Source organism: Kribbella sp. NBC_01510 (assembly GCF_045040325.1).
Lineage (GTDB): Bacteria > Actinomycetota > Actinomycetes > Propionibacteriales > Kribbellaceae > Kribbella.
On the sequence record NZ_CP109418.1, the window covers coordinates 7,471,615 to 7,496,297 of the forward strand.

A 24,683-nucleotide genomic window follows, 5' to 3' on the forward strand; every position below is an offset into this window, starting at 1 on the left:
GGTTCAGCGGTAGCGGCGCGAGTGGTTGGAGGCCTTGGACTCGCCAGGTTGCCAGGCGGCGATCCAGGGGCCGGTGCCTTCGGACGGGTCGATCACGCCGTCCTCGAGCCAGGTGTACCTGCCGTCCAGCACCCGGTCCGCCAAGCTCCGATCGGTGTCGTCGGTGTTCGACCACAGCTGGTCGAACAGGTGGTCCACCCGCAACCGCGCCTGCTCGCAGAACGCCTCCGCCAGCTCGTACGCCGCTTCGCCGCGGGCCGGATCGTCCGTCCGCAGCATCTCGGCCCGCGAACACGAGGCCGCCATCGCGAACAGCTCCGCACCGATGTCCACGATCCGGCCGAGGAATCCCTGCCGGTACTCGAGTTTGGCCTGCCACCGGCTCATCCCGTAGAAGGTCTGCCGGGCGAGCCGGCGGGCCGCGCGCTCGATGTACCGGAGCTGACTCGCCAGCGGGCCGAACTCGGCGTACGACGTCGGAACGGATCCCTTGCCCACGGCAAGTTGTGGCAGCCACTTCGCGTAGAACCCGCTGGCCTTCACGGCGGCTCTGGCCTTGGCCCGCAGATCCGCGTCGGCCGAGGCGAGGTCGCCGGCCGCGGCCAGGTGCGCGTCGACCGCCTCCCGCGCGATCAGCAGATGCATGATCTCGGTCGAGCCTTCGAAGATCCGGTTGATCCGCAGATCGCGCAGGATCTGCTCCGCCGGTACGGCGCGCTCACCGCGGGCGGCGAGTGAGTCGGCCGTCTCGTAGCCACGGCCGCCGCGGATCTGCACCAGTTCGTCGGCGACCTTCCAGGCCATCTCACTCGACCACAACTTGGCGAGTGCGGCCTCGATCCGGATGTCCTTGCTCCCCGCATCGGCCAGCTGCGCCGACAGGTCGAGCACCGCTTCGAGCGCGAACGTGGTCGCCGTGATGAACGACAGCTTCTCGGCCACCGCCGCGTGCTTGCCAACTGGACGGCCCCACTGGACACGCTCCGACGACCATTCGCGGGCAATCTTCACGCACCACTTGCCGGCCGCAGCACAGAGCGCCGGGATCGACAGCCGTCCGGTGTTCAGCGTCGTGAGAGCGATCCGGAGGCCCTCGCCCTCGCGGCCAAGCCGGTTCTCGGCCGGCACCCGGACCTGATGGAAGCGGGTTACGCCGTTCTCGAGCCCGCGCAGGCCCATGAACGCGTTGCGGTTCTCCACCGTGATGCCGGGCGAGTCCGCCTCGACCACGAACGCCGTGATGCCGCCGCGCTGACCGTCGTGCTCGGGAACGCGGGCCATCACCACGACGAGTTCGGCGATCACGCCGTTCGTGGTCCACAGCTTCACGCCGTCGAGCAGGTACGCCTCGCCGTCGTCGGTCGGCGTCGCAGTCGACGCCATCCGCGCCGGGTCGGAGCCGACATCAGGCTCGGTCAGCAGGAACGCGGTCACCGCACCACCCGCACAGCGTGGCAGGAAGCGTTGCTTCTGCTCATCGGTGCCGAACTGCTTCACTGGCTCCGGTACGCCGATCGACTGATGCGCGGACACCAGCGCACCGAGAGTCGGGTGGACCGACCCGATCAGCATCAACGCGCGCCCGTAGTACGACATCGGCAGGCCGAGTCCGCCGTACTCGGTCGGAATCTTCAGGCCGAACACACCCAGGTCGGCGAATCCCTGCAGATACTCGTCCGGGACGCGGGCCTCGCGCTCGATCAGCAGGCCGTCGAGGGTCTCGCAGTACGCCGCGAGCCGGCCGAGGAACTCGTCCCCGCGGACGGCGTCCTCGGCCGTGGCGCGTGGATGCGGATGGATCAGCGACAGGTCGAAGTCCCCCAGATACAGCTGCTTGGCGAAGCTCGGTCGCACCCACACCGTCTCCCGGGCCGCCTCAGCAGTCTCCCGAGCCTCCCGCTCACCAACATCCCGCACGACCCGCTCGCCAGTACTCACACCACACCCCTTACTCCACAGTAGCCTCCTCTGTGCCTGTACCCGGACGGCCACCTTCCACACCTCGGCTGACGACGACCTTGCCCTTGGCGCGTCCGCTCTCGACGTAGGCCAGCGCTTCTTCGGTCGACTCGAACGGGAAGGTCCTGTCCACGACGGGACGTAGGACGCCCGCGTCGACGAGCGCCGTGATCTCGCGCAACTGCTCACCGCTCGCCTTCATGAACAGGAACGAATAGCTCACGCCACCGCGCCGCGCCCGCCTCTTGGTTCGATAGCTCAGCAGGGTCATGGCCAGCCTCAAGAACCACGACGCTCCGATCTCCTGTGCGAAAGCAGGATCCGGCGGACCGGCGATTCCGACGACGATTCCGCCGGGCCGCAGGACTCGCAGAGACTTCTCGAGGGTCTCTCCGCCCAGCGGATCGAGAACAACGTCGTAGTCACGAAGGACCGTCTCGAAGCCCTCCTTCTTGTAGTCGACGACCACGTCTGCGCCGAGGCCCTTCACCAGGTCGACATTGGCGGTGCTCGTCGTCGTGGCCACCGTGGCGCCGAGATGTTTCGCCAACTGGATCGCGATCGTCCCCACGCCGCCGGAACCCGCATGGACGAGAACCTTCTGCCCCGGCTTCAGGTGTGCTCGTTCGACCAGCGCCTGCCACGCGGTCAGCGCGACCATCGGAAGCGAAGCCGCCGCTTCCATGGTGAGCGTCCGAGGCTTGGCCGCCAGGTCAGCCTCACTGACTGCGATGTAGTCCGCGAACGTACCGATGCGGTCCTTGGCCGGTCGCGCGTACACCTCGTCACCCGGCTTGAAGCGCCGCACTCGGGATCCGGCCCGGACCACGACGCCGGCGAAATCGTTGCCCAGGGTCAACGGCAGGCCGTACGGCAGGATGAGCTTGAACTCCCCGTCCCTGATCTTGGCGTCGAGCGGGTTCACGCCGGCCGCGTGGATCTCGACCAGTACGTCGTCCTCCGCCAACTCCGGCACCGGTACGTCGGCGACCCGGATGCCGGCCTTGTAGCGGTCGATGACGAACGCCTTCATGCTGTCGCCTCCGCGGTGTCGAGGACCGTGAGGGCGTTCTGGATCCCCTGCTCGAGGACCTGGTCGGCAAGCTGCCGGTCGGCCAGGGCGCGGGAGAGCTGCAGGGTGCCGACCATCAGGGCGTAGACACTGAGCACCTTCGCCCGCGCGGACTCCGGATCATTCGGCGCCAGCACCACGGCGATGTCGTCGATGAACCCCAATACGCCGGCGGTGTAGGCCTGCTTGGTCACATCCGGGCAGCGCCCGATCTCGTCGAGGAGTGCAGCGGACGGGCAGCCTTCTGCCGGGTTGTCGCGGTGAGTGGGCGACAGGTACTCGCGCACGATCCGCTCGATCCCGGCGCGGTCGGTCGCCGTACTGCTGATCCACTCGCGCTGTCCGCGCAGCTGGTCGGCGACGATCGTGGCGACGAGATCGTCCTTGGACTCGAAGTGGGCGTAGAACGCGCCGTTGGTCAGCCCGGCATCCGCCATCAGCGTCGCGATCCCCGAGCCGTCGATCCCGTCCTGCTTGAACCGGCGGCCGGCCGTCTCGGTGATGCGCTGCCGCGTCGCCTCCTTGTGCTCCTTGCCATACCGCGCCATCTGCCGTCCTCCGTCGTCCCGGGGTTGTGATCTCGATAGTATTATGATCATACTCTATTCCATCAGCGCAACCGCACCGGCGGTTGGGCAACGACGGAAGGAACCGCCATGAACGAGTCATCAGCCGTGACGACATCCTGGAAGGACGTCCCTACGCGCACCCTGTCCGCAGCGGGAGTGCAGTACGCCTACCGGGAGCTCGGCCCGGACACCGGCGTACCGGTGGTGTTCCTCACCCACCTGGCCGCCGTACTCGACAACTGGGACCCTCGGGTCGTCGACGGCATCGCCGCCCAGCATCGGGTCATCACCTTCGACAACCGCGGCGTCGGCGCCTCCAGCGGGGCCACGCCGACGACCATCGAAGCGATGGCCGCGGACGCCGTCAGCTTGATCCGCGCCCTCGGCCTCGATCAGGTCGACCTGTTCGGCTTCTCGATGGGCGGCATGATCGCCCAGGTGATCGCGCAGGAGGAGCCGCAACTCGTTCGCAAGCTGATCATCGCCGGAACCGGTCCGGCCGGCGGCGAGGGCATCGACAAGGTGACCCGGATCTCGTACGTCGACACCGCACGAGGACTACTCACCCGCCGAGACCCCAAGCAGTACCTCTTCTTCACCAGAACTCCGAACGGGATCCAAGCCGGCAAGGAATTCCTGGCACGTCTCGAGGAACGCTCGAACGACCGCGACAAGCCGGTCACCGTGCGCGCGTTCCGCGCGCAGCTCAAGGCCATCCACCGCTGGGGACTGCAGAAGCCCGCGAACCTCGCGACCATCCACCAGCCGGTCCTCGTCGCCAACGGTGACCACGACAAGATGGTGCCCACCAAGAACACCGTCGACCTGGACCGACGACTCCCCAACAGCCAGCTCGTCATCTACCCAGACGCCGGCCATGGCGGCGTCTTCCAGTTCCACCAGGACTTCGTCCAGCGCGCTCTCGAGTTCCTCTGAGCAGGCCCTTGGCTGCGCTAGACCTTGGCGCGGGTTGCGGTGTTCTTCGGACGGCTTTCGGAGTGGGTGGTCGTGCCGGAACCGTGTTGTTCCTGCGATGGCGTCCGCGGAGCAGGACACACCGGGCCGCGGCGGATCGGTCCCCCGCCGAGCCTCCGGCTCTTCCACTGCTTCTCGTCGTAGTCGTAGTAGGTGTCGACGCCACCAACCGCCATCATGTCCCCCAGTCACCCCGGCTGCTGACTCCCCAACAGCCCCGCCAACCGCAGTCTGCCATCGCCCCCCGCACCGCACTAGCCCCCTCACCCCATCAACCGGATTACGGACTCCGCTCACCAATCCGCGCCCTCGGGCAACTTCAGCGGCGGCCAGCAGGCCGGAAACGCCCGAGGGACCCCATCTGGCTGGATCGGGTCCCTCGGGATGCTGAGGTCAGTCCTTGAAGGCGTCCTTGGCCTTTTCGCCGGCCTGCTTCAGGTCGGCCTTCGTCTTCTCCGCCTGGCCCTCGGCCTGCAGATCGCGGTCGTCGGTCGCGTCGCCGACCTTCTCCTTGGTCTTGCCCTTGGCAGCGTCCGCGACGTTCTTCATCTTGTCTCCGACACCCATCGGTCTCTCCTTTACGGGCTCGGGGTATCCAACCCCGTCCGGGTGCCCGCAATCCCCGGATCCATGCGTTGGACCGGATCTGTAACGCCTCGTGCTCTCCACGCGATGGGTGGGGCGAGGGGTCTCGGCGTTCAGACCTGAAGCGCCGTCCACTTCGTCTGCTTCGAGCCGAGGCACGGTTGAGACGGCGGCTGGGATCAGGAAGCTACGACGCTGGGCGGAGGGACGATCATGTGCGAGACGACGCAGCGCCTGCTCGCTCTGCTGCGCATCGTCGAGCGGGGCCCGGCCCTCTTCGACGTGCTCGGCGACGACGCCGTACTGGACGCCTGGTTCGGAGCCCACTCGCGGCTCGCCAGGTCCACCGACTTCATCCCATCGACTGAGCAGGATGCGGCGCAACCAGCATCACTGTGACTGAGTTCACCGATCGTCCGACTGGCGTGCGTACCGCATGCGATCGTGAGGCCATGAGCATCGCGATTCGCCCGGCTGCGGTCTTCGAGGATGTGCGTGCCGTCCTCGGCCCGAAGTCGCCTGGGTCCAACGTCTGCTGGTGCCTGAGCTACCGGATCCCGTCCAAGCTGAACAACGAACTGCGCGGTCCGGCCCGAGGCGAGTACGTCGCCGGGCTCTGCCGAGCCGAGCCCGCTCCGGGAGTACTCGCGTACGACGGCGACACCCCGGTCGGCTGGGCCGCGGTCGCACCGCGCTCGGCGACCTCCTTCGCCCGCAACCGCAAGATCCCGCACGTCGACGATCTGCCGGTCTGGTCACTGTGGTGCATTCGCGTCCGCCCGGGTCATCGCAAGCAGGGCATCTCGCACACCCTCATCGCCGGCGCGGTCGACTTCGCCCGCGACCACGGCGCGCCCCTGATCGAGGCCTATCCCCTGGACAACGGCGACGCCAAGGTCGACCTGACCATGGCGTACGCCGGACTCCGCAAGAACTTCGAACACGCCGGCTTCACCAAAGCCGCCGACACCACGTCCGTCCTGGCCGGCCATCCCCGCATCCTCATGCGCCTCGACCTGCGCTAAGCGTGCGGAGTCGTCCCCCCGGCATTCATCCGTTCGCCGGGGCGGCCGAAGATGCTGAGGATCTCCGCGGGCTCGTCGCCGGTGCTGCCGAACCAATGCGGCACCTCGGTGCTGAACTCGGCCACCTCGCCGGGTCCGAGCACCGACTCCTCGTCGCCGAGGATGAGCCGCAGGTGGCCGGACAGTACGTAGATCCACTCGTGGCCGTCGTGCGCCCGGAGCTCCGGGGGCGCCTTGCTGGCCGGAATGACGATCTTCCAGGCCTGCGTGCCGTCAGGCTCCTGCGTCAGCGGGATCACCGTCCGCCCCTTGACGCGACTGGGCTTGAGCCGGATCCGCGGATCGCCCTGCACCGGCGCCGCGACGAGGTCGTCCAGCGGCACCCGATACACATTCGACAACGCCAGCAGCAGTTCCAGGGTCGGCCGCCGCTGCCCACTCTCGAGCCGCGACATCGTGCTCTTCGAGATCCCCGTCGCCGTCGCGACGTCGGTGAGCGTCAGCCGGCGGCGTGCGCGGAGTTGCTTGAGCCGTCCCCCGACCCGTTCGAGCACCGCGGCGATCTCCGCCGCTGAGGCGTCCTCCATGACTCATCTGACCCCCAATTCCCACAAACAGCAACCTTGCTAGGCGCACCCCCCACCCACCCCCAGCCTTGGGGCATGACCACACGATCGCTCGATCCGCAGCACATCCCGTCACACGCCGCCGGCGGCACGCCGTGAGCGCCACTACCGTCCCTGGCGAACGAACATCGCGAATGGATCAGGAGCTGTCCACCCGGCAGCTGAATGTCATGCGGTTCGGTTATGCGTTCGTGGGGATCGGGCTGGTGGTCGTCAAGTGGCCGGTCGTGGTTCAGGACGCTCGGTCGCTCCCGGTGATGGAAGGGGTTGTCGCCTGTCTGCTGACGGCCATGTCGCTGCTGGCGTTCCTCGGGCTCAGATACCCGGTGCGGATGCTGCCGATCCTGCTGTTCGAGGTGATCTGGAAGGTCATCTGGATCGGCGCGGTCGCGATTCCCCAGCTGGTCTCCAACGACCTGAACGCCGAAGCGCGCGATCTGTTGTTCCGTTGCTCCTTCGTCGTCGTCATCCTCGCTGTCATCCCGTGGCGCTACGTCTGGCGACGCTACGTCCGGACCCCTGGGGATGCCTGGCGCTAACGTTCGACCATGGGCACAGGCCAGGCGGGAGTAATCCTCGGGTCGAAGCTCCACGTCCCGTTGCCGCGCCGGGAACTGGTGGCCCGCCCGCGACTGACCGCATCGCTGCGGATGGACGAGGGCTCGCGGCCCCGACTGGTCTTGGTGTCCGCGCCGGCTGGATTCGGCAAGACAACCCTGATTGACCGCAACCGGCCGCGAGGCGTGGCTTTCGCTCGACAGCGAAGACAACGACCTTCGCCGGTTCCTCGTCCATCTCGTCGCGTCGCTGCGACACCTGGAAGTGGGTACCGAAGCTGCCGCGCTGTTGAACACCGACAGAGCCCTGCCCACCGAGGCGATCCTGGTCAGCCTGATCAACGATCTGGACCTGCTGCAAGGATCGACCGTTCTCGCGCTGGACGACTACCACGTGATCGAAGCGCCCGAGATCCACGAAGCGTTGACCTTCCTGCTCGACCACCTTCCACCCCGGGCCACGATCGCCATCACGACACGCGCCGACCCACCGCTACCACTGGCCCGCCTGCGCAGCCGTGGCGAGCTCGTCGAGCTGCGAGCCGCCGACCTTCGCTTCACCCCGGCCGAGGCCGACGCGTTCCTCAACCAGGTGATGGGACTCGACCTCGCTCCCCCACACGTCGCCGCTCTGGAGAACCGGACCGAGGGCTGGGCCGTCGGCCTCCAACTGGCCGCCGTGTCGATGCGCGGTCAGGACGATGCGGCCGCCTTCATCGACGCGTTCGCCGGCAGCCACCGCTTCGTCCTCGACTACCTGGTGGAAGAGGTACTGCGCGGCCAGCCGGACAAGACGCGCGAGTTCCTCCTCGACACCTCCGTACTGCGAGAGCTGAGCGGCCCGCTGTGTGACGCACTGACCGGCCGCGCCGACGGGCAGGAGACGCTGGAAGCTCTCGAGCGAGGCAACCTGTTCGTAGTTCCCCTTGATGCGTCGCGCCAGTGGTACCGCTACCACCACCTGTTCGGCGACGCACTCCGTGCGCGACTCGCCCAACAGCATCCAGACAAACTGAGCGAGCTGCACCGGGCCGCGAGCCAGTGGCACGCCGAGAACGGCACGGTCGCCGACGCGGTGACCCATGCCTTGGCCGCCGGTGACTCCGAGCGAGCCGCCGATCTGGTGGAGCCGGCCATCTCCGAACTGCGACGGCATCGCCAGGACCGCACCTTGCGTGGATGGCTCCAGTCCTTGCCCGACGACGTCGTACGCCGACGTCCTCTGCTGAGCGCTTATCTCGCCTGGACGCGGTTGTCCGAAGGCGATCTCGACGGGGTCGACGCCTGCGGCCGCTCGCAATCCCGACCGGCGTGGCCCTGATCGGGCTCGGCATCTCCCTGTGGCGCGACCAGCGACACCCGCAGACCGCCATCGCCGACCGTACGACGGACGCCCTCGACCAAACCGCAGTCCGTTGACCAGTGGCCGGCGCTATCAGTTCACAGTGGCCGGGCACCTCGACGACCACTGGCCGGCCTGGCTCGGCGACCTCACCATCACTCGTCAAGATGACGGTACGTCGACCCTCACCGGGACGGTCGTGGACCAGGCGCAACTCCACGGAGTCCTCGCCGGCATCCGCGACATCGGCGCCACCCTCCTGTCCGTACGCGCACTGCCGACCGAAGAGCCCCCGCGGGCTGGGTGATCTCCCAGTTCGCGGGGGCCGCGGCGCTTACTTTCCTGACGTGTAGCGGATCATGTCGTTGCGTAGTACGTCGCCCGAGACCTTCACGATGCGCAGAGTATGCGAACCGTCCTTCAGGCCGGACTGGGTGAACACCAGTTGGGTCGTGACCCGCGCCGGGTTGGCGAGGTTCACCCGCTTCACGAGATTGTTGTCGATGTAGACGTCGGCCTCACCCTGGTCCGGGCCGAGTGCCGTGACCCAGTCGACCGCCGTGCCCTTGAAGGCGAACTCGATGGCCGCGCCGTTCGCAGTCGCCGCGTGGACGTCGTCGCGGTAGTCACCGTGGAAGCTGAAGTCCAGCTTCGTGCTGCCGGTCGGCTGAGTCGCGAGGTACGCCTGCTTGATCGTCACGACCTTGCCGTCGACGGTGTAGTCGGTCCCCTTGACGAGAGCCTTGCCCGCGTTGGTGATCGAGACCAGCTCACCGGGGTCGCGCCCCATCTCGGTCGTCACATCGGCCGGCGCTGCCTTGTCGAACGCCGCCGTACCCGGGTTCAGCAGGCTCTCCTGCCGGATGACCAGCTTGTCGACCAGCATGAACTGTCCCGACTTCTTCACGCCGCGGATCGTGTGGGTTCCGTTCGGCAGGTCCGAGATGCTGTAGACCAGCTGCTGCGCCGAGCGCGAGTCGGCGTGGGTGTCGACGGTCGCCTTCAACGCACCGTCGACGTAGATCTCGACCTCGCCCTGAGACGGGTCCTTCTCCGTGATGTAGTCGACGCCGTTGCCGACGAAGCTGTACGTGAAGGCGTCGCCGTTGGTCTCCGACCAGTGCACATCGTCCTGATAGTCACCGAGCCCGCGGCCCGTACTCGCGCTCCACGAACCGGTGTAGACGATCCCCGGGTCGTTGTCGTTCAGCTCGACCGTCCGTACGCCGGAGGTGGCAGCCGCCTTCGGGGCGGCGGCACCCGAGTCGGTCACCGTGACCGTCAACGGCTCCGACACTGCCGGCACCTCGTTGTTGCCGTTGCGCTGCCAAGTACCGTCGTACCCAACGCGCAGATCGTCGTCGTTGACGCGGATCGTCGCGCCATCCTGCGGCGTGACCTTGAACAACCGGACGCCGTGCGGGGGAACGGTCGCCGCGGTGTAGCTGCCCGTGAACTGTCCCAGGTCCTTGCGGGCCCAGAGGTCCCGCACCTTGGCGGAGCCGTCCAGACCGAGGTCGGCGAAGTTCGCCGTCATGTCGGCCTCGGTGGTCCCGAGGTTGAACATCGCCACGGTGTACGAGCTGTCCGCGTTCAGCGAGTACCACACCTGCCGGTTGGTCTTGGTCGACACCGGCTGCGCGGGACGCCCGGCCTGGTTGACCGCGATGACCTCGGGGTTCGTGAGCAGCTCCACGCCGTACGAGTCGAGCTTGGTCATGTCGTTGCCGATGTAGAACGGAGCAGCGGAGACGGCCCACAGCGTTGCCGCCGTACGGCGCTCGTCCTTCGTCAGACCGTCCATGGTGCCGTTGCCGACATCGAGGGAGTCGAAGTCGTTCCAGCCACCCGGCCCGGCGTGCCTCCACCAGTCGGCCGCCTTCGGGAAGAGTCGCGCGATGTTCGGCCAGGCCGTGAGCGCCTCACCCGGGCAGTAGCACTCGACGTCCCACTCGACCCGCCAGCCGTTCGCGACCGACTTCCAGTAGTCCGCGTAGTTGATGTCGAGCGCCCAGGAGAGCTCGAGCCAGATCTTGTGCCGGGCGAGCGCCTGCGACCAGCCCTTGACCTCCTCGCGCGCATCCATCGACAGGTCGTTGTGACCCGAACCCGGCGTGACGCTGTCGAACTTCAGGAAGTCGATGCCCCAGGAGCCGAACAGATCGGCGATCGAGTCGATGTACGCCTGCGCGCACGGCTTCGTCATGTCGATCCGGTACCCGAAGCCCCAGTAGTCGCCTTGCTGCAACGGCTGCTTGGCCAGGTCCCCCGTCGTGCACTCCGGGTGGCCGTACACGGGAAGGTTGGCGTCCAGCATCGCCTTCGAGATGCCCGGGATGCTGTAGAGCCCGACCTTCTGGCCGTTCGCGTGGATGTGGTCGATGACGGCCTGCAGACCGTTCGGGAACAGCTTCTTGCTCGGCACGGGCCGGCCGTACTCGTCGGTGCCGCCGTTCCACGCCGCGTCGATGTTGATGTACTTGTAGCCGTACGGCTGGAGTTTCTTGTGCATCGCATCCGACTGGGCGATGATCTGGTCCGCCGAGATCCAGTTGCCGCCGTCGTTCGAGTACACCTGCATGCTGTAGCTGCTCCAGCCCATGTAGGGCTTCGCCGCGGCGTCACCCGCCGGCCCGAGCGACGCGCTCGCGGCGGCGGTCACCGTCGCCGGGGTGCTGATGCTCGCCGCGCTGGCAGCACCTGTCTTGGTGGTGACGCCGCGCGGCCCCTGCGGTGGCCCACTCGCGCCAGGTACGGCGGAAGGCGTCGCCGCCGCGCCCGCCGGAAGCAGCGCGCCGACGGCGACGAGCGCGACGATGCCGCGCGTAGCCCTCTTGCGAAGGGATCTGGTCATGAGCGGTGACCTCTCTGATCATCTGACAGCCGAGACCCCTGACGCGCGCGGTCTTCGCCACGCGCTCCCAGGAACACGGATCCGATAGGATATTGGAGCCTTTACTTAACTCTGTCAAGATTTCGAGGGCCCGCAGCTCCAACCTGTCAGCCGCGCCTCCCCCTGACTCCCATCACGACCACGACCAGACCGATCACGAGGATGACCGGACCGGCGATCGCCCAGAAGGTGGTGCCACTCATCGCGCTGCCGCCGATGACGTCCGTGCCCTGCAGGGTGAACAGCAGCCCCAGGGCTGCCACCACCCCACCGACGACAACCCACAGGGGTTTCTTCATGTGCCGCTCCCTTGCATCACTGACTACGAATGGATGAGTTCAGCATCCCCGTCGAGTGGATCAGTAGCCGGAGTTCCCGGAAGGGGTGCTCGACGACGCCTGGGTGGTGATCTTCTGGCCGTTGGCACCGACAACCCACCAGGTTCCGCCGACGGCCTGACCGGTCGCGTCCCCGGCCTTGGCGTCGTTGGCGTAGTAGTAGAGCGGCCAGCCGGCGAGAGTGATCTGTTTGGTTCCGTCCGAGCGAGTCACCGTACCCACCAGCGAGGCGGACACCCCGCTCACCTGCGGCGTACCGGTGCCGGCCAGCAGCGGTGGCCAGGCCGTCGCGCACGCGCCGTTGCAGTTCGACTTCGAGGGGTTGGCGGTGTCCACGTCGTACACGTACAGCGTGCGCCCGGCGCCGTCGACAACCACCTTGCCGAAGTTCCCCACGGTGGCCGTGGACACCTTGGCCGCTCCGGACGTGGCCGGCGCCGATGAGCTGGGAGTGCTTTGGGGGGCGCTCGACGAGGCGTTGGAACTGCCGCCGCAGGCAGTGAGAGTGGACAGCCCGATCACGGCCGTGCCGACGAGGAAGGCGAGGCGTTTCATCTCAGGTTTCTCCTTGCTGTGTTGACCGACTGACACCCCGCACACGAGGCGTTCAGGCAGCCAGGTTCAAGCAGCAAGAAAGGACTACGGTTCACCCCCAGGAAGGATTCCTGCTAGCAGGTAGACCGTTCGCCGAAGAGATCGTTTGCAGCCGTTCAGATGATGTAGCGATCACCGGGGCGTACGACGCGGAGCCACCGGCAACCGTAGGGCGCGAGCTCGAGCGACAGCAGGCCGTCGTTGCCGACGTCCGTCGTACCCTCGCAGAGCAGATCGACCGCACGGAGACCGGCGCCGGCACCTGCCACCGCCAGGGTGATCTCGGCAGGCTCGGCCGCGAAGTTGTGGACGGCAACGATCGTGCCGTCCTCGTGGTCGGAGCGATGCGCGAACACCGACGGCGCCTCGGTCTCGAGGATCGTGCACTCTCCCCAGGACAACTCGGGGCACTCGCGGTAGCGCTCGATGAGCAGCTTCATCCAGTTCAGCAGCGAATCTGGATCGCGCCGCTGCGCCGCGACATTGACGTGCTCGGGCCCGTACTCGCCCTCGACGACCGGCGTGGCCAGCTCGTCCGGATCGGCCATCGAGAAGCCGCCGTTCGGGTCGGTCGTCCACTGCATCGGCGTCCGTACGGCGTACCGGCCTTCCACAGCGAGGTTCTCCCCCATGCCGATCTCCTCGCCGTAGAACAGCACCGGCGTCCCGGGCAGCGAGAACAGCAGGCTGTAGACCATCTTGAGCTGGGCCTGGTCGTTGCCCAGCATCGGCGGCAGCCGCCGGCGCAGTCCGCGACCGTAGAGCTGCATGTCCTTGTCCGGGCCGAACGCGTCGAAGACCTCCTGGCGCTCCGCATCGGACAGCTTGTCCAGTGTGAGCTCGTCGTGGTTCCGCACGAACGTGCCCCACTGCGCGTCCTCCGGCAGCACGGGACGCGCTCGCAACGCCTTCACCAGCTCGGCCGGATCATGCCGCGCCAGCGAGAGGAAGAGCCGTTGCATCCCGATGAAGTCGAAGCACATCGTCAGCTCGTCGCCGTCCTCGTCCCCGTAGAACCGCCGTACGTCCTCGTACGGCAGGTTGACCTCCCCGAGCAGGATCGCCTGCCCGTACCGACGGTCGACGAACGCACGCAGGTCGCGAAGGTAGTCGTGCGGGTCCGGCAACTCGGCCGCGTCCAGCGCTCCGGCCGTGTCGAGCAGGAACGGTACGGCGTCCACCCGGAAGCCGGACAGCCCGAGCTCGAGCCAGAAGCCGATCACCCGCTGGATCTCCTCGCGCACCTCCGCGTTGGCGATGTCGAGATCCGGCTGATGCTTGTAGAACCGATGCAGGTAGTACTGCTTCGCCTCCTCGTCGTACTGCCACAGGCTGGTCTCCTTGTCCGGGAAGACGATGCCCTTGTCCGCATCCGCCGGCGGTTCGTCCCGCCAGACGTACCAGCCCCGGTACGGCGACTCCCGCGACGCCCGCGCACTCTGGAACCATGGGTGCTGGTCGGAGGTGTGGTTGACGACCAGGTCGACGATCACTCGGATGCCACGGTCCCGGGCGAGCGTGATCAGCTCCACCACGTCACCGTGCGTACCCAAGCGCGGATCGACCCCGTAGAAGTCGGTGATGTCGTACCCGTCGTCGCGGTCCGGCGTCGGATAGAACGGCATCAGCCACAGGCAGGTCACCCCGAGCTCGGCCAAGTGGTCGATCCGCTGGCTCACTCCCCGCAGGTCGCCGCGTCCGTCACCGTCGGTGTCGAAGAACGCCTCGACGTCGAGGCAGTAGATCACCGCGTTCTTCCACCAGATGTCAGCAGTCTCCGTCAAGCGCATGCCTTCCCCGTGCCCACCGGCATGCGTCGTCCGGCTGTTGACGCAACGTCAATCCGTAGGCACGTAACGTATGCGCGGCGGTGGGGGTGACCTGTCAGCTCAGGCCGGGCCGCGCACCGGCCGCGGCGTGGTGAGTGACTCGGCGACCAGGTCGATCATCGCCGCGTGCCGCTTCACCGCGGAGTCGGCCTCGCCGAGCGCGACGATGTCGAGGAACACTCGGCTGACGACGAGTTCGGCGGCAGTCCGCACCCGGGCCGGGTCGGCGACGATGTCGTCGGCGCCGCCGAGTACGTCGGCGACGGTGGCGGTCGCTTCGGCGAACAGCTCCGCAGCCCGCTCGGCGATCTCGGGACGAGCCTGAGCTTCGCGGAAGACGATGATCCGGGCCGCGCGGTTGTGCTCCAGTTCCTCCGCCATCACGGCGACGACGGCACGCAGCCGCCCGCGCACCGAATGGCCGCGCGTCGCGGACCGCAGTACCTCACTGGGCGTCGGCCGTTCGTGCACGATGGCGAGCAACAGATCCAGTTTCGTCGCGAAGTGGTAGAACACCAGCCCGGACGGTACGCCGGCCTCGTGAGCGATCCGCGCTGTCGACGTGGCGTCGTACCCGTGCTCGGCGAACAGGCGCTCGGCGGTCTCGATGATGGCCTGACGCTTGGTACTCCGCGCCGCGGCCTGCGCGGTCACGGTTCACTCCGTCCGGCGGAATTCCGGTGTCCCCCCTTCAGGTTGGCGGCTGCCCTGGCGGCGCGCCGGAGTTCCTTGAAGACGTAGTCCGGCACGCGCAGACCCTGGCGGTTGGCCCACAGCAGTTCGTGCTCGACCCGTCCGACCTGGCGGGCGTAGTGCCGTAGATCCGCATCGCCACCGGTGCTGATGCCCAGCGCGCGCATCAGCTGACCGAACTCGGCGCGTTGCCGCTTGTTGTACACGCCGACCGGCTCGAACGACTGCCGTCGCAACGTGCGAACCAGCCACCGCTGCCAGGACGACAGCTGCGCCCAGAGGTCGCGGGCAGCCATCTGGTAGTACGCGAAATGCCCCGGTTCCTGCCGGCGGATCGGCGCGACCACGGTGGCGGCGACAGCCCGTTCGCCCAACTCCACCAGGCCCGCGTGAAGCTTGTTGTAGGCAAGGACCGCGGACCGTTCGGTGGTGAGTCCGGTCAGGTAGTAGAGCATCCGGCTCACGTCCTGAACGCCATGCACCCGGCCGAGGGCTCCGAGCAGCTTGAGTTTGAACGACACGTCGGTCAGGTTGGGCTGCGTCGCGTCGAGACCCGCGAGCACCTGAAGACGATCGAGGATCAGACCGTGATGGGTCTCCTGCGGGAGCCACACGTCGGCATAGAAGTGCCGATCGACCTCCGGCGGATCCGGCATCAGCAGGTTGAGCTCGATCACGTTCCGCTCGACCTCGAGCTCGACCCGCGCCATGAAGTTCAGCACCGTGCCGAATCGCTCGGCGAGCAGGCCGGGCCTGTGCATGGTGTAGTCGACGCTGTCGAGCGGGATCGGCGGGTGTTCCGCCCCCAGCCGATCGACATGCTCGGCAAGCCTCGAATCGTCCCGCCGGCGTCCCCTCCGGCGGGAAGTGGTCGTATCCGTGAGCGCCATCCCCGGCACCTCGCTCCATCGAAAGGGATGCCCGATCGATCCCCCTACCTGATCGTAACAAGGGAACTGACTGATCAGTCAGTCAACGCCTGTGACCTCGCCGACAACGCGGCGACCGGTCACCCTCGGTGTCACCTTCCCAAGCGGGGGAAGGTGACTAGACTTGCGGGATGCCGTGGGCGCCAGAGTTGTTCAGTGCGCCGGCCCTGGAGCGCCTGTTGGACAAGCGGCGCAGGGCCGAGCTGCTGGCTGTGCCGTTCTTCTACGGGTTGACGTCCGGCGAGCTCGATGCGCTGATCGACTCGTTCGCCGACGAGCCGGTCGTGCACGACCCGGTCCGGGGCAGGATCAGGGGCATTCCGGAGTTCGAGGCCTTCGTCATCGAGATGAAGGGCTGGCTCGCGGAGCACAACGTCTCCGTCGAGAACGTCGACCACGTCATCCTCCCGGCCCGCGGCTTCGAGGAGGTGATCCTGCACCTGCACGGCGAGAGCGGTCCGGTCGATCTGCCCGTCGCGATCGTCGCGGATCGCCGTAGGCGCGGGCGGATCCAGGAACTCCGGATCTACTACAGCGGCTGGCAGCTGACCGGACGTCACATCAACCGCCCACCGCTGCTGCAGCCCGTCCCCGCGCTGCGTCCGCCCGACTACGTGACCGCCTATCTCAGCGCACTCGCGGCCGGCGACGTGGAAGGGATCGTCAGCGCCTTCGAACCCGACGGCTTCGCCCGTGAGCCCGCCGGCGGATCGTTCGTCCACCGAGGCCACGAGCAACTGCGAGCCTTCTACGAGCAGTGGTGCTCCAACAGCGGCGGCATCCCCTTGGAGCGCTGTGCGCTGATCGAAGGCGAAGACACCTGCGTACTGGAGTACAACATCGTTCAGTGGGGCGCAACAAAACTGTCCCCCCAAGCCGGTGTCGCGGTCTTCACGCGGGGCCCCGGCGGCAGACTGTCCGCCGCCCGCATGTACGACGACGCCGACCCGCCCACTCGACCGTAAGTTTCGAAGGAGTGAGCTGGCGATGGACAAGGTTGCCAAACAGCAGGTCAAGGACGTGCTGATCGCCCAGGCCGAAGCCGAGCTGCGGACGTCCCGCGCGGACGTCGCGGAACACGACTCCGCGGCCCAGCTGGACCAGGACGTCACGGACTCGGTCGACGCGCTGTCCCAGTCCGACGAGGCAGGTGACCTGGGCGGCCTGCTCGACGACTTCCATGACCGGCAGAAAGCAAACCTGACCCGCATCGAGAACCTCGACTTCGGCGTCAAGGACGCGGTCGCACCCGGGGCGCTCGTCGGCTTCGACGGCGCCCGCTACGTCGTCGGTGTCGTAGCCGCAGCCTTCGACTGCGACGGCGTCACCTACGAAGGCCTCTCCGCCGACTCGCCGATCTACGCCGCACTCGAAGGTCTGCGACTCGGCGACAGGTTCACCTTCGCCGGCCACGAACACCGGATCGACTTCCTCGCCTGATCCGGCCGATCCTCAGGACGTCAGTACGACGCTGGACTCTGCCGTCAGGGCCAGGAACGTCAGCGACTCCTGCAGGTAGAGCTCGACCCGCTCGGCGTCGTGCGACAGGTAGCCGATCGACAGGTCCTGGCCGAGGTGCAGCTCGTAGTCGCCACCCCGCGTCGACACCAGCAGCGCGCCGTCCAGAGCGGGTGCCCAGATGATCTCGCCGTCGTGCAGCAGCCGGGCGAGGTGGTCGCGGATCGGGTAACCGTGGTCGGTGGTCTCCGCGACGGCGGTGTACAGGTCGGCGGAGAGCAGCAGGCTGTACGGTCCGTCGACGCCGGCGAGCCGGAGCGCCCGCAGCCCCTGGGCGACGGTGTCGGGAAGGTTCCGGGCGTCGCCGGGCAGCGGCAGGGAGTCGTTCGAGCTGCTCGGCGCGAGTCCGAGGATCCCGGCCGGGCCGGAGCCGTGGAAGACCAGGCTGTCCTCGGCGAACGCGATCTGCTTGGCCGCGTCCTTGACCGGCTGCCAGTCGGAGTCCTTCGCGCCGCGCTCGACGTCGTCGACGGCCTGCCGGGTGACGGAGAACGGCACCCGCAGCTCGATCACCGGCTGGGCCTGGCGGCGTCGCGCGATCACGCCTTCGGCCGCGAACTCGACGGCCTCGACGTGCCCTGTGCCGACCGCGGACAGTTCCGGGCCGGACGGGCCGACCAGGTCGACCACGCGGCGGCCCGCGACGTCACGGGTGAAGGTACGCCGGGCCTCCTGCTCGATCTCGACCCACGCGGCGTCGGAGACCGGGGCGAGCTCGCGGTGCAGGTTGTTCGTCATGTGCGACTCCTTTTCAGGCTGCCGATCCCCAGCGAGCCGTCCGCAGTCGACGGACGGCCGGGACGAGTCGTGGCCGCGGCGGGTGCCGCGGCCGGTGCTGCTGACAGGGGCGGATTCTCGAGGAAGTCCGCGGCCGGCACGAAGAACAGGGTGCCGGTGAGCGCGGTCGAGAAGTCGAGGATGCGGTCATGGTTTCCGGGCGGGTCGCCGACGAACATGTTGCGCAACATCCGCTCGATCACGTCCGGCAGGGCGGCGTACCCGATGAAGTAGGTGCCGAACTCCCCCGCGCCCAGCTCGCCGAAGACCATGTTCTCGCGCACGATCTGCCGCTCGGTTCCGTCCTCGTCGACGATCGTGGTCAGCGCGACATGCGAGTCGGACGGCTGCTCGGTGTCGTCCAGCTCGATGTCGCTGAGATTGCGCCGGCCGATCACGCGCTCCTGGTCGGCGACGGGTAGCGCCTGCCAGGCGTCGAGGTCGTGCAGGTACTTCTGCACGACCACATAACTCCCTCCGGCGTACGACGGGTCCTCGCCACCGATCGTGATCGCGGCGACCGCGGCCGGGCCCTCCGGGTTCTCGGTGCCGTCGACGAAGCCGAGCACATCGCGCTGGCCGAGGTACCGGAATCCGTGGACCTCGTCGACGACCTCGACGTCGCCGGCGAGCCGGGACAGCAGCCGGCGGGCCAGCTCGAAACACAGATCGATGCGCTGGGCACGCAGGTGGAACAGCAGATCACCGGGCGTCGCGGGCGCGGTGTGCCGCGCGCCGGTCACCGCCCGGAACGGATGCAGACCAGCCGGCCGCGGCAACCGGTAGAGCCGGCCCCACACGGACGCGCCGATGCCGACCACGCAGCTCAGCTCGTCGTCCGGCGCCTTGAAGCCCACGGAGCGCGTCAGCGCGGCCACGTCGGCAAGGACCGCGCGGACGGCCTTCTCGGCGCCCGGACGCACGGTGAGGACCAGAAAGATCGCGGCCTTCGGCGGCGGCCCGAGGACCTCCTGCGCCTGAACCTCCTGCGCCATGCACCCCCCTGCCACTCGTGGCCCGGCTCCGTCGACCGCCAGCCTAGCGCCAGGCCGTCACAGGACGTAGAAGCCGGTGATCGCGGTGGGGAGGATGCCGACGATGAGCCACAGCGACAGCACGGAACGGCGGAAGATGGCCAGCACGCCGGCGACCGTGAGGAGGCCGATGACGCCGGACATGATCCACAACCCGACGCCCTTGCCGTAGTCGGTGCCGGCGACGCCGATGCTGTAGACGGCGAGCGTGACGGCGGGCACGCTGCCCACGTGGATGAGGATGACCGACGCGACCCATCGCTGGACGGTCTCGATGTTCATAGGCTTTGGCCGGCGCCTAGACCGGATTCCTGCGCTCACGTCCTCCATCGTACACGAACGATTAGTGCCCTAACTATTCGCACGGTATGAGACGTTGGCCTCATTCGCGGCGCCGATCACCCGGGTCAGCACCTGGTGCAGGTGCTGCAGCTCGGACACCTCCATCCCCAGCCGGCCCACGATCGCCGCGGGGATCTTCTCGGCCTCGTTGCGCAGCCGCCAGCCCGCCGGTGTGAGCGTGATCGCCAGCGAGCGCTCGTCGGTTCGCGCCCGTGGACGCTCGACGTACCCGCTGGCCTCGAGGCGCTTCAGCAGCGGCGACAAGGTGGCCGGCTCGAGCTGGAGCAGCCGGCTGAGTTCCTTGACCGACAGCGGCGCGTGCTGCCACAGCGCCAGCATCACCAGGTACTGCGGATGGGTCAGCCCCATCGGCTCCAACAACGGCCGGTAGACCGCGATCACGCTCCGCGAGGCGACCGCGAGCGCGAAGCAGACCTGGTTCTCCAGCTCCAGCGGATCGGCGATGTCACTCAACGGGACCTCCACGAGACGTCGTACACAACGAACCATTAGTACAGTAACCGACCTATCCACGCGGTACGGCGGCGTCGAAGTGCTGGTGTCCCTGGCACCCGACGGATGGAGACGTTCGCGATGATCACCCTCGCCCTGATCGGACTTCTCGGTGGGTTGATCACCGGCGTCTCGCCGTGTGTGCTGCCGATGCTGCCGATCATCTTCTTCGCGGGAACGACCGGACGGCCCGTCGCGGCGGGCAGTGTGCTGGTCGAGACCGAGAAGACGACGCGCGATCTGCGGCCGCTCAAGATCATCGGCGGGATCGTGGTCAGCTTCAGCCTGTTCACGCTGGCCGGGTCGGTGATCCTGTCCGCGCTCGGTCTTCCGGACGACTTCCTGCGCTGGGCCGGGCTCATGGTCCTCACCGTGGTCGGCCTCGGCCTGATCTTCCCGGCGCTGGGGCACTGGATCGAGAAGCCGTTCTACCGCCTCCCGAAGGTGAACCGGAACGGCAACAGTGCGTTCGTCCTGGGGCTTGGTCTCGGCACGCTGTACGTACCGTGCGCGGGCCCGGTGCTGGCCGCCATCACGGTGGCCGGTGCCACGGGCAACGTCGGGTGGCGGACCGTCGTACTGACAGTCTCGTTCGCGATCGGTGCGGCGCTGCCGTTGCTGATCTTCGCATCCGCCGGTGCGCGGATCTCGCAGCGGGTGAAGGCCTACCGCGACCACGCTCGCGGGTTCCGGATCGCCGGTGGCGTGGTGATGATCGCACTGGCGGTCGCGCTGGCGTTCAACATCACCGACGTGATCCAGCGGGCGCTTCCCAGCTACACCAGCGGCCTGGAGAAGAAGGTCGCCGAGAACAAGACCGTCCAGGGCGCCCTGGCCCCGGCGATCGGCACCGGCAGTGAAGAACTCGCCAAGTGCACCCCCGGCGCGGCCCAGCTCGCCTCCTGCGGCGCCGCACCGGAGTTCCGTGGCACGCAGAAATGGTTCAACACCCCCGGCGGTCGGCCGGCGACCCTCGCCGGACTCAAGGGCAAGGTCGTCCTGGTCGACTTCTGGGCCTACTCGTGCATCAACTGCCAGCGCGCCACCCCGCATCTGCTCGCCTGGGACAAGGCCTACCGATCCCTGGGCCTGCAGATCGTCGGCGTCCACTCGCCCGAGTTCGCGTTCGAGAAGTCGGCGGCGAACGTGCGGTCGGCGATCGGCAAGGAGCAGGTCACCTATCCCGTGGTCCAGGACAACAACCTGGCCACCTGGACGGCGTACCGCAATCAGTACTGGCCGGCGAAATACCTGGTCGATGCCGAGGGCAACGTTCGGTCGATCAAGTTCGGCGAGGGCGGCTACGGCCGGACCGAGGACCAGATCCGCGAGCTGCTGACGGCCGCGAACCCCGAGGTGAGGCTGCCCGCCCCGGTGGACGGCACCGTCCACGCCGACTCGATCGGCGCCGACGGCACCACGCCGGAGACCTACCTGGCCTATTCCCGGTCGACGAACCTGAACGGCAGCGGCGAGCTGACGCCGAACAAGACGGTTGCCTTCGGCCTCAACGCCGCCCAGCCCGACGACACCTACAGCCTCGGCGGCAACTGGGCCGTCGGCACCCAGAGCGTCACCTCCACCCAGGGATCCCGCGCACGCCTCAACTTCCAGGCGGCGAAGGTCTACCACGTCCTGGCCGGCGAAGGCACTGTCACCGTCTCGGTCCCCGGCGAGCCGGACAAGACGATCAAGGTCTCCGGTACGCCGTACACCTACCAGTTGATCGACGACCCGGCACCGCAACGCCGGACGATCACCCTGACCTACTCCCCCGGCATCTCCGCCTTCACTTTCAGTTTCGGCTGAGCCACTCCAGACTCGGTCCATGACGGTGATCACGGCCGAGGGACTCCGGAAGTCCTACGGGCAGCACGAGGCGGTGCGCGGCATCGACCTGGAGGTCCGGGCGGGCGAGGTCTTCGCCTTCCTGGGCCCGAACGGCGCCGGCAAGACGACGACGGTCGAGATCCTCGAGGGCTACCGGGACCCGACGGCCGGCAAGGTCCAGGTGCTCGGCGCCGACCCCGCTCACGCGGACGGCGGGTGGCGTGCTCGCATCGGCGTGATGCTGCAGACCTGGCAGGTCGAACCGACGCTGACCGTGCGCGAGTCACTCGCGCAGTTCGCGGGTTACTACCCACGGCCCCTCCCGGTCGAGGACGTGGTCCGGCTCGTCGGTCTCGAGGCGCAGCGCGACACTCGCGCCGGCCGGCTGTCCGGCGGTCAGCAGCGCAGGCTCGACATGGGCATCGCGTTGGTCGGCGATCCCGAACTGCTGTTCCTCGACGAGCCCACAACGGGTTTCGATCCGGCGGCCCGGCGAGGGGCTTGGCAGATCATCGCGGCGCTGCGGGACGCGGGTAAGACCGTGCTGCTGACCACTCACTACCTCGATGAGGCGCAGGCGCTCGCGGACCGCGTCGCGATCCTCGTGGACGGCCGGATCAGGACCGAGGGACCGCCCGATTCCCTGGTCGCCGGCCACGCGACGCGGATCACCTTCAGGCATCCGCACGGCGTCGAACTCCCGGCCCTGCCCGAGCGCGTCGAGGTCTCCGACGGCCGGGTCGAGCTTCGCTCGCACGAGCCGCTGCCGCTGGTTCACACGCTCACCACCTGGGCAGTGCAGAACGGTGTAGACCTCGCCGACTTCGAGGTACGGCGCCCCAGCCTCGAGGATGTCTACCTCGACCTCACCACTGCACCCCAGGCGCAACCGTGAGTACGGCGAATCTCGTGCGGCACCAGGCCCGCTACGACTGGAAGACGTTCTGGCGCAGCCCGAGCACTGTCTTCTTCGCCTTCGTGCTGCCGATCATGTTCCTGATCATCTTCGTCACCGTGTTCGGCAACCAGCGAATGGAGCTCGCCGACGGGCAACTGGTCCGGGGCGCGACCTACTACCTGCCGGGGATCGTGACCCTCGGGGTGATCCAGACGACCTTCACCAACCTCACGGTGTCGCTCACCCCCTCCCGCGAACGCGGTCTGCTGAAGCGGCTCCGCACTACCCCGCTCCCGACCTGGACCTTCATGGCCGGCCGCATCATCACGGCGGCGATCGCCGCGTTCCTGCTCGTCGTCATCCTGGTGACGATCGGGCGCGTCGTGTACGGCGTCGCCGTACCGACCACCACGATCGCGGCCGGGCTGGTCACGCTCGTCGTCGGTACGTTCACCTTCTCCGCCCTGGCATTCGCCGTGTCCACAGCGATCCCGTCCCAAGACGCGGCCGTGCCGATCACGAACGCCATCACCCTCCCGCTCTACTTCATCTCCGGGATCTTCATCCCCCAGGAGCTCATCCCGTCCGGCGTCCGCGAGGTCGCCCAGCTCTTCCCCGTGCAACGGCTCTACGACGCGTTCCTGACGGTCTTCGACCCGGCGACCACCGGCGCCGGATTCGCATTCGCCGACCTCGGCGTCGTCGCCCTCTGGGGCGTCGCAGCCACAATCATCGGTACGACGACCTTCCGCTGGGCACCGCGGACAGGGTGATCACCTGGCCTCGAGGATGGCCATCCGGGTGGGAGTGTCGATGACCCGGGTCAGGTGCAGGCCGGCGGCCTCGAACAGCGCGGCGTACTCGGCTTCGGTGCGTTCCCGCCCGCCTGGCAGCACGAGCATGTTCAGGTCGGAGAACGCCGCAACAACCTCGTAGCCGGGACGGTCGAGAACCAGTTCGACGACCAGTACGACGCCGTCCGGGTTGAGCGCGGCGGCGCAGGTGCGGAGGATCTCGACGCAGCGGCCGTCCGGCCAGTCGTGCAGGATCGACTTGAGCAGGTACGCATCGGCAGCAGGCAGTGAGGTGAAGAAGCTCCCCGCCACCGCGGACCACCTGGACTCCACAGCGCTCGACTTCGGTTTCTTCGCGACGACATGCGGAAGGTCGAAGACGGTTCCTGTGAGGTGTTCGTGCCGAGTCAGCACGGCCTCCAGCAGGGCGCCCTGACCTCCGCCGACGTCGACAACACTGTGCAGCCCGGAGAAGTCGTACGCCTCCGCGACCGCACCGGCGACGGACCAACTGAGCGCGGCCATGTTGTCGTTGAAGATGGCGTTCTGCTTCGGGTCGCCCTGCCGATGCGTCCAGACGTCCTCACCGTGCAGATCCTGGAACGCGTTCTCGCCGGTCCGGATGCTGTGACCGAGATGTCCCCAGGCTGCCCACAGCGCGGGATCCTGAAGGGTCCGGGCCAACGGGCGCAGGCTGTCCGGCCGATCGGACCGCAGGCCTTCACCCAAGGGCGTGTTCTCGACCAGGCCTTCCTTCTCGGCGTACACCCCGACCGCGACCAATGCCCTCAGCAACCGGCCCAGGCTGTCCTCATCCACCTCGACCGCGGCCGCGAGGTCGCCGACCGTGCGCGGTCCGGCCGCCAACTCGTCGGACAGCCCGAGTTCGGCCGCAACACTGAGCGCCGCCGAGAGGCGGAAGCCCGTCACCATCGCCTGCAGACCACCCGGGTTGCCCATGGCCCGATCATCCACGGGACCGGCCGCCGGG

At 67.9% G+C, this 24,683-nt stretch carries 28 protein-coding genes; 11 read left to right on the top strand and 17 right to left on the bottom strand.

Annotation, left to right across the window (positions count from 1 at the left end):
• Window positions 1-3: 3 nt before the first annotated feature.
• From OG558_RS36700 to OG558_RS36710, 3 genes are read right to left on the bottom strand one after another with little or no spacing between them, the layout of a single operon-like run.
• Window positions 4-1,938 (bottom strand): acyl-CoA dehydrogenase family protein, encoded by a 1,935-nt coding sequence (locus OG558_RS36700; RefSeq protein ID WP_405067109.1) that lies wholly within the window; start codon window positions 1,936-1,938, stop codon window positions 4-6.
• 10 nt (window positions 1,939-1,948) lie between these two features.
• Window positions 1,949-2,992: an NADP-dependent oxidoreductase gene (locus OG558_RS36705; RefSeq protein ID WP_405067110.1), complete on the bottom strand. Its 1,044-nt coding sequence runs from the start codon at window positions 2,990-2,992 to the stop codon at window positions 1,949-1,951.
• The gene (locus OG558_RS36710; protein ID WP_405067111.1) at window positions 2,989-3,579 is read right to left on the bottom strand and encodes a TetR/AcrR family transcriptional regulator; all 591 of its coding nucleotides are present in this window, start codon (window positions 3,577-3,579) and stop codon (window positions 2,989-2,991) included. Before OG558_RS36710 ends, OG558_RS36705 begins: the two co-directional genes overlap by 4 nt.
• A 108-nt stretch (window positions 3,580-3,687) precedes the next feature.
• Between OG558_RS36710 and OG558_RS36715 the strand changes: the two genes are divergently transcribed.
• A complete protein-coding gene (locus OG558_RS36715) occupies window positions 3,688-4,536 on the top strand; it encodes an alpha/beta fold hydrolase (protein ID WP_405067112.1) in 849 nt (282 codons plus the stop codon).
• A 17-nt stretch (window positions 4,537-4,553) separates the two neighbouring features.
• Here the strand turns inward: OG558_RS36715 and OG558_RS36720 are convergent, their stop codons facing one another.
• Window positions 4,554-4,754: a hypothetical protein gene (locus OG558_RS36720; RefSeq protein WP_405067113.1), complete on the bottom strand. Its 201-nt coding sequence runs from the start codon at window positions 4,752-4,754 to the stop codon at window positions 4,554-4,556.
• 214 nt (window positions 4,755-4,968) lie between these two features.
• The gene (locus OG558_RS36725; protein ID WP_328520346.1) at window positions 4,969-5,142 is read right to left on the bottom strand and encodes a CsbD family protein; all 174 of its coding nucleotides are present in this window, start codon (window positions 5,140-5,142) and stop codon (window positions 4,969-4,971) included.
• 231 nt (window positions 5,143-5,373) lie between these two features.
• On the opposite strand from OG558_RS36725, the gene OG558_RS36730 reads away from it, so the two are divergent.
• On the top strand, window positions 5,374-5,559 hold the full coding sequence (locus OG558_RS36730; RefSeq protein WP_329476521.1) for a hypothetical protein: 186 nt from the start codon (window positions 5,374-5,376) through the stop codon (window positions 5,557-5,559).
• Between the two features lie 53 nt (window positions 5,560-5,612).
• Window positions 5,613-6,185, top strand: coding sequence for a GNAT family N-acetyltransferase (locus tag OG558_RS36735; RefSeq protein WP_405067114.1), 573 nt, complete (start codon window positions 5,613-5,615; stop codon window positions 6,183-6,185).
• Here OG558_RS36735 and OG558_RS36740 read toward each other — a convergent pair.
• Window positions 6,182-6,772 carry a helix-turn-helix domain-containing protein gene (locus OG558_RS36740; protein ID WP_405067115.1) on the bottom strand — a complete coding sequence of 197 codons (591 nt, stop codon included), beginning with the start codon at window positions 6,770-6,772 and terminating at the stop codon, window positions 6,182-6,184. The two genes, OG558_RS36735 and OG558_RS36740, sit on opposite strands and share 4 nt — an antisense overlap.
• Window positions 6,773-6,945: 173 nt before the next feature.
• Between OG558_RS36740 and OG558_RS36745 the strand changes: the two genes are divergently transcribed.
• The 3 genes from OG558_RS36745 to OG558_RS36755 all read left to right on the top strand — a co-directional run bounded on the left by OG558_RS36745 (window position 6,946) and on the right by OG558_RS36755 (window position 9,017).
• Complete coding sequence (locus tag OG558_RS36745; RefSeq protein ID WP_405067116.1) at window positions 6,946-7,350, top strand: hypothetical protein; 405 nt, start codon at window positions 6,946-6,948, stop codon at window positions 7,348-7,350.
• 181 nt (window positions 7,351-7,531) lie between these two features.
• Window positions 7,532-8,689, top strand: coding sequence for a hypothetical protein (locus tag OG558_RS36750; RefSeq protein ID WP_405067117.1), 1,158 nt, complete (start codon window positions 7,532-7,534; stop codon window positions 8,687-8,689).
• A gap of 124 nt (window positions 8,690-8,813) precedes the next feature.
• On the top strand, window positions 8,814-9,017 hold the full coding sequence (locus tag OG558_RS36755; RefSeq protein WP_405067118.1) for a hypothetical protein: 204 nt from the start codon (window positions 8,814-8,816) through the stop codon (window positions 9,015-9,017).
• A 27-nt stretch (window positions 9,018-9,044) separates the two neighbouring features.
• Here the strand turns inward: OG558_RS36755 and OG558_RS36760 are convergent, their stop codons facing one another.
• From OG558_RS36760 to OG558_RS36785, 6 genes are all read right to left on the bottom strand, one after another.
• Window positions 9,045-11,564: a X2-like carbohydrate binding domain-containing protein gene (locus tag OG558_RS36760; protein ID WP_405067119.1), complete on the bottom strand. Its 2,520-nt coding sequence runs from the start codon at window positions 11,562-11,564 to the stop codon at window positions 9,045-9,047.
• A 146-nt stretch (window positions 11,565-11,710) separates the two neighbouring features.
• Entirely contained in the window at window positions 11,711-11,902 is a 192-nt protein-coding gene (locus OG558_RS36765; protein ID WP_405067120.1) for a hypothetical protein, read from the bottom strand.
• A 60-nt stretch (window positions 11,903-11,962) separates the two neighbouring features.
• Window positions 11,963-12,496 carry a hypothetical protein gene (locus tag OG558_RS36770; RefSeq protein WP_405067121.1) on the bottom strand — a complete coding sequence of 178 codons (534 nt, stop codon included), beginning with the start codon at window positions 12,494-12,496 and terminating at the stop codon, window positions 11,963-11,965.
• Between the two features lie 155 nt (window positions 12,497-12,651).
• The gene (locus tag OG558_RS36775; protein ID WP_405067122.1) at window positions 12,652-14,325 is read right to left on the bottom strand and encodes an alpha-amylase family protein; all 1,674 of its coding nucleotides are present in this window, start codon (window positions 14,323-14,325) and stop codon (window positions 12,652-12,654) included.
• Window positions 14,326-14,424: 99 nt separating this feature from the next.
• Complete coding sequence (locus OG558_RS36780; RefSeq protein WP_328520331.1) at window positions 14,425-15,018, bottom strand: helix-turn-helix domain-containing protein; 594 nt, start codon at window positions 15,016-15,018, stop codon at window positions 14,425-14,427.
• Window positions 15,015-15,947 carry a GTP-binding protein LepA gene (locus tag OG558_RS36785; RefSeq protein ID WP_405067123.1) on the bottom strand — a complete coding sequence of 311 codons (933 nt, stop codon included), beginning with the start codon at window positions 15,945-15,947 and terminating at the stop codon, window positions 15,015-15,017. The genes OG558_RS36780 and OG558_RS36785 overlap by 4 nt, the downstream gene beginning before the upstream one ends.
• Before the next feature lie 170 nt (window positions 15,948-16,117).
• On the opposite strand from OG558_RS36785, the gene OG558_RS36790 reads away from it, so the two are divergent.
• On the top strand, window positions 16,118-16,951 hold the full coding sequence (locus tag OG558_RS36790; protein WP_405067124.1) for a nuclear transport factor 2 family protein: 834 nt from the start codon (window positions 16,118-16,120) through the stop codon (window positions 16,949-16,951).
• A 22-nt stretch (window positions 16,952-16,973) separates the two neighbouring features.
• Complete coding sequence (locus tag OG558_RS36795) at window positions 16,974-17,426, top strand: hypothetical protein (protein WP_405067125.1); 453 nt, start codon at window positions 16,974-16,976, stop codon at window positions 17,424-17,426.
• A gap of 12 nt (window positions 17,427-17,438) precedes the next feature.
• On the opposite strand, the gene OG558_RS36800 is transcribed toward OG558_RS36795, so the two are convergent.
• The 4 genes from OG558_RS36800 to OG558_RS36815 form a co-directional block, all read right to left on the bottom strand.
• Window positions 17,439-18,242 carry a family 1 encapsulin nanocompartment shell protein gene (locus OG558_RS36800; RefSeq protein ID WP_405067126.1) on the bottom strand — a complete coding sequence of 268 codons (804 nt, stop codon included), beginning with the start codon at window positions 18,240-18,242 and terminating at the stop codon, window positions 17,439-17,441.
• Window positions 18,239-19,276, bottom strand: a complete 1,038-nt coding sequence (locus tag OG558_RS36805; protein ID WP_405067127.1) for a Dyp-type peroxidase — start codon at window positions 19,274-19,276, stop codon at window positions 18,239-18,241. The genes OG558_RS36800 and OG558_RS36805 overlap by 4 nt, the downstream gene beginning before the upstream one ends.
• A gap of 57 nt (window positions 19,277-19,333) precedes the next feature.
• Window positions 19,334-19,597, bottom strand: coding sequence for a hypothetical protein (locus OG558_RS36810; RefSeq protein ID WP_329476504.1), 264 nt, complete (start codon window positions 19,595-19,597; stop codon window positions 19,334-19,336).
• A 69-nt stretch (window positions 19,598-19,666) separates the two neighbouring features.
• Entirely contained in the window at window positions 19,667-20,131 is a 465-nt protein-coding gene (locus OG558_RS36815; protein ID WP_328520324.1) for a MarR family transcriptional regulator, read from the bottom strand.
• Window positions 20,132-20,251: 120 nt separating this feature from the next.
• On the opposite strand from OG558_RS36815, the gene OG558_RS36820 reads away from it, so the two are divergent.
• The 3 genes from OG558_RS36820 to OG558_RS36830 are packed head-to-tail and all read left to right on the top strand — an operon-like array spanning window position 20,252 to window position 23,671.
• The gene (locus OG558_RS36820; RefSeq protein ID WP_405067128.1) at window positions 20,252-21,979 is read left to right on the top strand and encodes a cytochrome c biogenesis protein CcdA; all 1,728 of its coding nucleotides are present in this window, start codon (window positions 20,252-20,254) and stop codon (window positions 21,977-21,979) included.
• A gap of 19 nt (window positions 21,980-21,998) precedes the next feature.
• Window positions 21,999-22,895 (top strand): ATP-binding cassette domain-containing protein, encoded by an 897-nt coding sequence (locus OG558_RS36825; protein WP_405067129.1) that lies wholly within the window; start codon window positions 21,999-22,001, stop codon window positions 22,893-22,895.
• Window positions 22,892-23,671: an ABC transporter permease gene (locus OG558_RS36830; RefSeq protein ID WP_405067130.1), complete on the top strand. Its 780-nt coding sequence runs from the start codon at window positions 22,892-22,894 to the stop codon at window positions 23,669-23,671. Before OG558_RS36825 ends, OG558_RS36830 begins: the two co-directional genes overlap by 4 nt.
• Here OG558_RS36830 and OG558_RS36835 read toward each other — a convergent pair whose 3' ends face one another.
• Window positions 23,672-24,652 carry a methyltransferase gene (locus tag OG558_RS36835; protein WP_405067131.1) on the bottom strand — a complete coding sequence of 327 codons (981 nt, stop codon included), beginning with the start codon at window positions 24,650-24,652 and terminating at the stop codon, window positions 23,672-23,674.
• Between the last annotated feature and the right edge of the window lie 31 nt (window positions 24,653-24,683).